Here is a 7,776-nt window from a genome sequence, read left to right as displayed (position 1 = left end):
GAAAGGATATGGTTTCATATTTATTAAGGGGCGAGGCGATTGAATATAATGAAAATTTAGCACATAGTTTATTTAGTTCATTTTTCTGTTAAAAACCGCTCACCTCTCTAAATCGTCGTGAGCTATATAAAACAAGTAAATATGATTTGAACAATATATGGTGTGTGATATCAAAAGGCCGTATCGTCGTAAAAGGACATATGTGTTTTTTCTTGTTTGTAATATCGAAGCCTGTCTTGAAGGGTTCCGGTATGAAATTCAAATTTGTGGCCGTCAGGATCGGTAAAATAAATTGATTTTCGATCGCGTTCATCTCGTTCTCTGCCAGGCAGAATATTGACATGAAGTCTTTTTAATTTCGCTGATACTTCCTCGAATTCATGATCCTCAATCGTAAAAGCAATATGAGTATAAGAAGACTTAATTTCATTTCTGGGGATGTCTGCTTCTTCATTAAGCGCAAGCCAGATCCCGTTCATATCAAAATATGCAGTTGTTCTCCCTTTTACCAGAAGCTTTGCGCCAAACACTTTTTGATAAAAATCAATCGATGTATCCAAATGCGAAACTGAAAATAGCAAGTGATTGATTCCTTTTATCTCCATAAACCATTCCCCCTTGAAAGCTGATCATCTACATATACGACCTTTTTCATAAGAAAGTTTCATACAGCTGAAAAAAATACCAGTGTAAACAAAAACGGATTGTTTAAAATAATCACTGTAATCGTCATGACCATTATGACTGAGATCGAATTGCCGTGTTTATCACTTGTTTCTCCCAAGAATTTTCTTCAAAAAATAACAATTTAGGTGGTCAAATGAAACATATCATTGCGCTTGCTTCAAAGATTGCTTTCACTCTCGCCCTTTTATATGTGATTTTGGACAGAGTCTATCACGCATCCTTTTTGAGCGTGATGTTTATTGCACTTTTCTTGGGTTTTGTTTCCTATCTATCTGGCGACATGCTCGTCTTACCGAGAACAAACAATATTACAGCTTCACTTGCTGACTTTGGCCTTTCTTTCGTGATTCTTTGGGTCTTTGTTTTAACCCAAACAAGAAACGATTTTTCACCATTTGGAGCTGCTCTTCTGTCCGCTGCCTGTCTTACTGTATTTGAATACTTTTTTCATCGGTATTTACTGAAAAATGTGCTTGATGAAAATTTCCGAAATGAACTGTCAGCCAGAGATAACACGTTGCAGTATCAAACGGAAACCGCGGACGAGCTGTTTCCCGAAACGAATGAGAAGCATAAGGAATAGGAGGCTGTCTAATTGCCTCCTATTTTTCAGTAGCTATTTTTGAGAAAACGGGACATCTCTTCTGTAAAATCGTAAAACCTCTCATTTTGAGTAACAGCTCTGCTTTTTAAAGAAAAGATGCCGAACAAAGACTTTCTAAAGCCTGTGCTCATTTCTATCTGGATGCTTAAACCTGTTTTTGACTTATTTGCAATATTATTCGGACTAACGCCCGCATGCGGATGGTCTGTATTGAGCAATACAGCAGGAAAACCGGCATGTTGCAGCTTCTCAACTAAATCTGCCGCTCTTACGCGATCTGTACCGCCAACTTCGATCTGCTGATCTTCTTCTGCGTATCCGTGCAATGAAATGACATATTCATGATTTTCCGTCATTTTCAGGGCCCGAGGTTCATCAAAATGTGTGCTTGTAATGTGCAGGACTGAGTTTCCCGACGATTTTAAGCCTTCAAATAAATACAGCGAGTACTCTTTGCTGAGCTCTCTCGCTACCTCACTTGTCCCGCCTTCAATACCTCCTCCGTGAATGGCTAAAACAAGTACAGGGCTTTCGGTTTCTTTCGTAACAATGTCGTAATCAGAAGGGTCTTCATTGTTTTTTAATTCCTCAAAATTCTGATATACATCTTCAGCATAAATTGAAGAAATCGGAGTAAACACCATAAAAATTAACAATAATTTTACAATTTTAATAGTTGATGGAAAACGTTTGGCTATGTTACAATCAACATGCTTCAAGGAATGGAGCAAACGGCGGAGCAGGGATACTTTGGCCGGTTTCATCTACTCCGCCTCTAAGTCCAAATCAACAGGATGTCGGTTTCTTTGAGGCTTTAGCACGATTTCTCTTGTCCTCCTTGTTAAATTTTTGTTAAATTCACAATATTATATACCATTAGCCCGGGCGCTGTTCTTCTCATTTTTGAATTTATGAAAAGGAATCTGGAACCACTTCCACACATTTCCATACAAAACAAAAACGCACCTGCCATTTGGCCTGTGCATTTTTTATTTTCTCTTCATTCTTCGTTTTTTTGCTTGATTTAATTTCATGATGTTTTTTTCAATTTTTTTTATGTTTCGCCTTTGCGGAATTGTTTTAAGTTCATGATAAACAGAAATAAATCCGCTTAATGTCACTGCTGCGATATAAAGGACACGCTGTTTGATCATCCGGTCAGCGTGTCCATGATCATTCGCTTCTTTTTCCAGCCTTTCGATCACAGCTTTATCAAACAGTTGATCGACATACACTTGTTTCATTCCCACTGCAAACCCCGCAGCCAGCCAAAGAATCAGAAATAAACTGATATAAAACATCATAAATTCTTCCTTTCCTGTCTAGATGCGGCGCAGAATTTTGAAATGCAGCAACTGGCAGACGAAGCTTCTTCTTTATGTTAGGTTCTTTCAATAGGCCGGTTAATATGTGTCATGCTGTAATGAACAGTTAGAAATTTTATTCCAAAGAGCCACATGTGATGAACAGCGGTTAATTTGTTGTCATGTGCAGCTTCTATCAGAAAGGTTTCAGATAAAGGAAGCGGATAAGTTCCCGCTCTTGTTTGCAGATAAATTCCCTCATCCCCCGCTCTGCTTTTTCTCCGCCTGCTTGTTAAAATCAGCTTCTCCTGATGATGATATGGTTTTAAAATACCTGTCATGCTGCTAAATGGAAGCGGCAAAGAAATATTCATATACCCCTCTCCATTTGAACGGTACACTGAATATAGCGCGGTAAAAATGGTTTCGTTTTTTTCATTTGTTCTAATCCAGGCACGTACTTTTTCTCTTCCGTCTTTTTTTGAATGAACACCTTTTATTTCGCTGTACATTCTATACCAGTCAGGGTTCGTCGAAAGATGTATTTGGCCGGTTCTTCTGCTGAACCATTCGTAAACAATTGCAAGCGGATGAAACCACATGTTCCATGTTACTTTTGCTTTGATATTGTATTCGATGGTTTGTTCATAAAACGAAAGAATGAGCGGTGCCAGTTTTTCAGGTGAAAAATCCTTTGAACGAAGGCTGTCCATATCGTCCACAAGTCCGCTGTACCGGACGTTACTCTCAGCTTGAATGTTAGCTAAAAAGTCTTTTCCAATCTTTCTTTTTCCGAAGATATGGCTGAAGGTCTTTATACGGCCTGCATCAAAAGGCTTCGGATCCTCTATTCTCCATCCTATGAGAGCGGGCAAGATAACACCAAACGCGTTTACAAAACCGTGAATCCAAATCATCTGATTAATGGTCAATGTAACTTCTTGCCGAAATACACCAAATGAATAAATCATCGAGAAAGCAATCGTAATCATTAAAACAGCGGAAGAAAGCCGAATAAGATATGCCCCCGTCTTGGTGCGAAAAGCTGCCGTGAACACCAAAAATGCATGAAGATAAATCGCCGCCATATAAATGCTAACTGCAATGACATCAAGTGTTTTTGAATAGGTTATGCCCAGTGCGATCAGAAGGGGCGAAAGCAAAATCACCCATGTTATCCAATTGTACAACATTCGATGCTTTCTAATGGTTCTGCCGAGTAAACCGTTGAAGATCGGGATCAGAAAAGCAGAATAGAGAAAGTGGACAGCGGTCAACAAAATGATGAGAGGGCCAAATTGCATGATCTGCAAATGGTCAGCATAAGCAAAAAACCAAAATCCTCCTCCCGCCAAATAAATAAGACCGAACAAAACAGATGTCTCTTCGATTCTATGTATCTTTGTTTCCCAAAGGCGGAGGATCGCATACATTGCAATAAAAACTGTGTACATCCACCAGATTAGCGCGAAACCACCAATCTCTGTCACAAGAGCCAGCACTGCAAAGAATGCGGCTGCCGGATAGCACTGGATTAGCCCGTATTCAATGAATTGAGCAGCACGAAGCTGCGATTGACGAAAAACAAAAGGGAAAATTCCCGGCACGAAAAAAAGAATGGATAACAAAACGAGTGCCTCTGCCACTGAAATATCCGGTGCTTCTGCTGCAATAAATCCTATAAAACAAAGCGCACTGACAATGCCATTTCGTTTCATGATGCCCTTTCTTCCTCCTGAAACGTTCCTTTATAAAAGAAAAGAGTGCCGAGAATTGTATTTCGCACATGCACTTCAATGGTGAAACAATTCTTTCTTTCATCAAATGTTTCGCAAACTACGGATGTACCGGTCAGCCATTTTGGCAGCGGGATTCGTTTTCCGCATATCAGTAGCCATTGCTTTCCTGATGTGATCGTAAGAGAGCCGTCATGAGATGCCTCGAACGACAAAACAGACAGCAGCAGATGAGGTTTACCAAAGAAATCAAGGATTCTATTTTCTTTCTCGTCGTATATCATAATCGCGTCAAAGAAACGTTTTTTGCCTTTAAAGAAAAATGTACGGTTCCATTCTATCCCGATATGTTCCGAGTTCATAAGGCAAGATCTATTTTGTATCGTAAATGGGATGTCTTTGCCTCTTTCTGAAAAGAAACATCTGAACAAAACGCCCAGCTTTAACAGCATTCTAACCAGAAAAGAGCCTCCGCTGATTTCTGACATCGTTCCCGTCCCGCTAAAGGTATGAGACCCGTCTAATTGATACCGTTTCCGCAGCTTGGGATGGAGCAAATGGTAGTTAATAATTGATTTTTCATAAATCGAACTCACAATGTCACTTCTTTCTCTTTCGATTTGTGCGCATGGCACTAGGGAGCTGCAGGCTAAGAGCACCGCTTGCCGCAGAAAACACACTCAACAGAACCCATATGAGCATATCGGAACCTAGACAAGCGAACAAAGCAAAGATACAAGCCTGGACACCATGAATGATCCATTTTCTTTTTAAAGGAATCAGCCACAAAATAGCTAAACCTATCTCCGCTGTCCCTGCCAAAATGCTTGTTTCAACATCTGTAAAGCCTTGATTAAACCAAAACAGGCTGAAAAACAGGCACATGAACACATAGACGACAGCAGATCGAATGAAATGTTTCGGATGTTTATTTTGCTCAATCCAAAGCCTTAATGCATCAAAGCTCCAGGCAGTCGCCCATCCAAGCAGCGGCCGAAATAATAAACGATCGATCCACATGCCCGGCAGTCCGTAGGCTGTTTTATATTGGTACTGTGTTAAAAACGTCATTTTCCCATTTTCTCTCTGTATATACCTCCAGTACCCGCTTCCATGCCGAATCAGAGATAACGGATGATTTGAGCCGAAAGCCAGTGAGGAAGATCTTTCAGCTGAACATTTGTCGAAAACGCCGACTGTTTCTCCTGTACCTGACACCTTTAACCCAAAACCTATTCTTGTTTCGTAAAGAAACTTCTGTTTTTCGCATGGCTGTCTATCCAAATACGTGATATTTGAAAACCGGAGATCCCACTCCTTATGCAGTGATGGATTTTGTGTATATTCCCAGAGTGTATCCAAATCAGAATTCATTTCGATTTCTACATAAATCGGTTTCTGTCTCATAGCCCCTCCTCCCTTCTATTTCAAGCAATTCCTAAGTGAAGATTACTGCGCACATATCATGATGAACATTTCATCATGCTTTCAAGAAATCAAATTGAACATTTTAGCATAACATAATTGACCTTTTTTAGACAGTCTTGGATCAACTAAAATTCCAGTTTGAAGCTTTCTGCCTGATCTGAAACTTCCACAGGAATCCCCATTATCGTTTTCGGTTTGGAAACATAAACAAAGCGCATTTCTTCCTTTAATTGCTGAAACGCTTTTTCACTAACTACGATTCTGGCTGGCTTCCCTGGACTTTTATCAATGGCTGCTTTGATTTTTCCAAGCATAAAAAACCTCCTGTTTTAGAAAAATGGCAGATTTACTATTAAAACAAAACTGATAAGCGCAGCAAAATCGCTCAAAATAAATGGGCTTACAGGAACCTGACCCAAACATAAGCAAGAATGCAATCACAACTATACATTTTCGGCTGATACACTATTCATCAGCAGCTGCAGCATAAACAATGCAAGCTATGGACATGATCTTATTAGTTATTATATGATTAAATTGAAAAAACATCTTATGTCAAGAGGTAAACAAAATGGTTCAAAATCATAAAAATACATTACCAGATATTACGAAAAGCATTACCCTGGAGGCTCCCATTCAGAAAGTCTGGGAGACAGTCTCCACTTCAGAAGGCATTGCCAAGTGGTTTATGCCCAATGACTTTCAGCTCAAAGAAGGACAAGAATTCCACTTGCAATCACCGTTCGGACCGTCCCCTTGTAAAGTTTTGAATGTTCACGCTCCAACTGAACTTTCTTTTGAATGGGATACAGATGGATGGCTCGTTACCTTTCAATTAGAAGACTTGGGGGAAAAAACGAAGTTTACCCTTATTCACGGCGGCTGGAAAGAGCCGAATGTATTGATCGGCAAAGCAAACGAGAAAAGCTCCGTCATTCGCGATAAGATGGATGGCGGCTGGACTGGCATCGTAAATGAACGGCTTCGTAAGGCTGTCGAAGAATAAAAAAAGAGAGAGATACCTCTCTCTTTTTTGTTTTTAACAAAGGGTTGTACTTCGCAATTTGAGCACATCAATCATAAAACGTAACCGCTTTAGATTTTCCAGAGTAATCGGTGACAAAAAACTCAGCCTTGTTATTGCTCCCGTCTACAAATTTTCCAATACTGCCAAAGGTGTAGCATTCTCCGGGTGAAAAATAGTTTGACCCTACATAATCATCAGGATTGTCACCGGCATCATCCTCATATAAGTGCAGTGAGACAGAAAAAGGAGTGCTTCCTGAAAGGCACACTCTAAAATCTCCTCCGCTCGAGTATACCGCGGGACTTGAGTAGGTATATGTGTAAGTCCCCAATTTATCCCACTCTCCAGCTCCCGCAGTTCCCGCTTTTTCTGCTTGTGCCGTTAATGGAAAAACCGCCGCCAGCCCTAAAACAGACAAAAATCCAAATACCTTAGTAAATCTCATCAGCTACACCTCTCCTTTATTTCAATCATCTTAAGCAGGGCATTGGACATTATATTCAGCAGCAGCCGTTTTAAGAATCCGCTTTTGTGCTGGTTTTAATTTGTCAAAATAAATGCATTCCCATTTGAACTGCCATCTCTTATAATTTGTGTAAAAGGTTGTACTTCAATCAGGAGGAAAGGGATATGGAATTAAGCTTTACAAAAATACTCGTTATTTTGTTTGTAGGTTTTTTAGTGTTTGGACCTGATAAACTGCCGGCGCTTGGCCGTGCAGCAGGAAAAGCCTTATCAGAATTTAAACAAGCAACCAGCGGACTGACTCAGGATATAAGAAAAATTGATTCAGAAAACAAAGAAGACAAACAAATATAAGATAAATCGTTTGGGCCGATGAAAAATCGGCTCTTTATTTTGATTTGTTTCTATGTCATCTGTCTTTTTTCTTCCATTTGGACAGCCCTTTTTTCCTTCTGTGATTTTAACTGTCCAAGCCGCAAAATCAACTCGCCATATAATAAAACGTATTATAAATAAAGGAGGAGT

The 7,776-nt window shown here is 39.8% G+C and carries 12 protein-coding genes; 3 read left to right on the top strand and 9 right to left on the bottom strand.

Going from position 1 to position 7,776, the window contains the following annotated elements:
- Nucleotides 1–170 precede the first annotated feature (170 nt).
- On the bottom strand, nucleotides 171–605 hold the full coding sequence (gene fosM, locus C1T29_RS11215; RefSeq protein ID WP_040083042.1) for a FosM family fosfomycin resistance protein: 435 nt from the start codon (nucleotides 603–605) through the stop codon (nucleotides 171–173).
- Between the two features lie 215 nt (nucleotides 606–820).
- Between fosM and C1T29_RS11210 the strand changes: the two genes are divergently transcribed.
- Entirely contained in the window at nucleotides 821–1,270 is a 450-nt protein-coding gene (locus C1T29_RS11210) for a YndM family protein (protein ID WP_014664120.1), read from the top strand.
- 26 nt (nucleotides 1,271–1,296) lie between these two features.
- On the opposite strand, the gene pghL is transcribed toward C1T29_RS11210, so the two are convergent.
- The 6 genes from pghL to C1T29_RS11180 form a co-directional block, all read right to left on the bottom strand.
- Nucleotides 1,297–2,055 carry a gamma-polyglutamate hydrolase PghL gene (gene pghL / locus C1T29_RS11205; protein ID WP_040083043.1) on the bottom strand — a complete coding sequence of 253 codons (759 nt, stop codon included), beginning with the start codon at nucleotides 2,053–2,055 and terminating at the stop codon, nucleotides 1,297–1,299.
- Between the two features lie 225 nt (nucleotides 2,056–2,280).
- A complete protein-coding gene (locus tag C1T29_RS11200) occupies nucleotides 2,281–2,595 on the bottom strand; it encodes a hypothetical protein (protein ID WP_103748735.1) in 315 nt (104 codons plus the stop codon).
- A gap of 77 nt (nucleotides 2,596–2,672) precedes the next feature.
- Nucleotides 2,673–4,313: a YndJ family protein gene (locus tag C1T29_RS11195; RefSeq protein ID WP_103748736.1), complete on the bottom strand. Its 1,641-nt coding sequence runs from the start codon at nucleotides 4,311–4,313 to the stop codon at nucleotides 2,673–2,675.
- Nucleotides 4,310–4,927: a DUF4166 domain-containing protein gene (locus tag C1T29_RS11190; protein WP_103748737.1), complete on the bottom strand. Its 618-nt coding sequence runs from the start codon at nucleotides 4,925–4,927 to the stop codon at nucleotides 4,310–4,312. Before C1T29_RS11190 ends, C1T29_RS11195 begins: the two co-directional genes overlap by 4 nt.
- A 4-nt stretch (nucleotides 4,928–4,931) precedes the next feature.
- Entirely contained in the window at nucleotides 4,932–5,738 is an 807-nt protein-coding gene (locus tag C1T29_RS11185; RefSeq protein WP_071581683.1) for a hypothetical protein, read from the bottom strand.
- 146 nt (nucleotides 5,739–5,884) lie between these two features.
- Entirely contained in the window at nucleotides 5,885–6,073 is a 189-nt protein-coding gene (locus tag C1T29_RS11180) for a hypothetical protein (RefSeq protein WP_095432842.1), read from the bottom strand.
- Between the two features lie 257 nt (nucleotides 6,074–6,330).
- Here C1T29_RS11180 and C1T29_RS11175 point away from each other — a divergent pair, with 257 nt between their 5' ends.
- Nucleotides 6,331–6,765: an SRPBCC family protein gene (locus C1T29_RS11175; RefSeq protein ID WP_103748738.1), complete on the top strand. Its 435-nt coding sequence runs from the start codon at nucleotides 6,331–6,333 to the stop codon at nucleotides 6,763–6,765.
- A gap of 67 nt (nucleotides 6,766–6,832) precedes the next feature.
- Here the strand turns inward: C1T29_RS11175 and C1T29_RS11170 are convergent, their stop codons facing one another.
- Nucleotides 6,833–7,231 (bottom strand): hypothetical protein, encoded by a 399-nt coding sequence (locus C1T29_RS11170; protein ID WP_095432840.1) that lies wholly within the window; start codon nucleotides 7,229–7,231, stop codon nucleotides 6,833–6,835.
- Between the two features lie 185 nt (nucleotides 7,232–7,416).
- Here C1T29_RS11170 and tatAC point away from each other — a divergent pair, with 185 nt between their 5' ends.
- On the top strand, nucleotides 7,417–7,605 hold the full coding sequence (gene tatAC / locus C1T29_RS11165; protein WP_103748739.1) for a twin-arginine translocase TatAC: 189 nt from the start codon (nucleotides 7,417–7,419) through the stop codon (nucleotides 7,603–7,605).
- Here tatAC and C1T29_RS24810 read toward each other — a convergent pair.
- A partial coding sequence (locus C1T29_RS24810; RefSeq protein ID WP_231516558.1) for a hypothetical protein occupies nucleotides 7,576–7,776 on the bottom strand: 201 nt, incomplete at its 5' end. The genes tatAC and C1T29_RS24810 overlap by 30 nt on opposite strands.

The organism is Bacillus sp. MBGLi79 (assembly GCF_002953915.1).
The sequence above is the reverse complement of the archived record's forward strand: the minus strand, read 5'-3'. Positions and strand labels throughout refer to the sequence as shown.

Bases quoted from the DNA above. Each gene is read 5' to 3' on its own strand.
- fosM (WP_040083042.1), bottom strand. From the start codon at position 605: ATGGAGATAAAAGGAATCAATCACTTGCTATTTTCAGTTTCGCATTTG.
- C1T29_RS11210 (WP_014664120.1), top strand. From the start codon at position 821: ATGAAACATATCATTGCGCTTGCTTCAAAGATTGCTTTCACTCTCGCC.
- pghL (WP_040083043.1), bottom strand. From the start codon at position 2,055: ATGAAACCGGCCAAAGTATCCCTGCTCCGCCGTTTGCTCCATTCCTTG.
- C1T29_RS11200 (WP_103748735.1), bottom strand. From the start codon at position 2,595: ATGATGTTTTATATCAGTTTATTTCTGATTCTTTGGCTGGCTGCGGGG.
- C1T29_RS11195 (WP_103748736.1), bottom strand. From the start codon at position 4,313: ATGAAACGAAATGGCATTGTCAGTGCGCTTTGTTTTATAGGATTTATT.
- C1T29_RS11185 (WP_071581683.1), bottom strand. From the start codon at position 5,738: ATGAGACAGAAACCGATTTATGTAGAAATCGAAATGAATTCTGATTTG.
- C1T29_RS11180 (WP_095432842.1), bottom strand. From the start codon at position 6,073: ATGCTTGGAAAAATCAAAGCAGCCATTGATAAAAGTCCAGGGAAGCCA.
- C1T29_RS11175 (WP_103748738.1), top strand. From the start codon at position 6,331: ATGGTTCAAAATCATAAAAATACATTACCAGATATTACGAAAAGCATT.
- C1T29_RS11170 (WP_095432840.1), bottom strand. From the start codon at position 7,231: ATGAGATTTACTAAGGTATTTGGATTTTTGTCTGTTTTAGGGCTGGCG.
- tatAC (WP_103748739.1), top strand. From the start codon at position 7,417: ATGGAATTAAGCTTTACAAAAATACTCGTTATTTTGTTTGTAGGTTTT.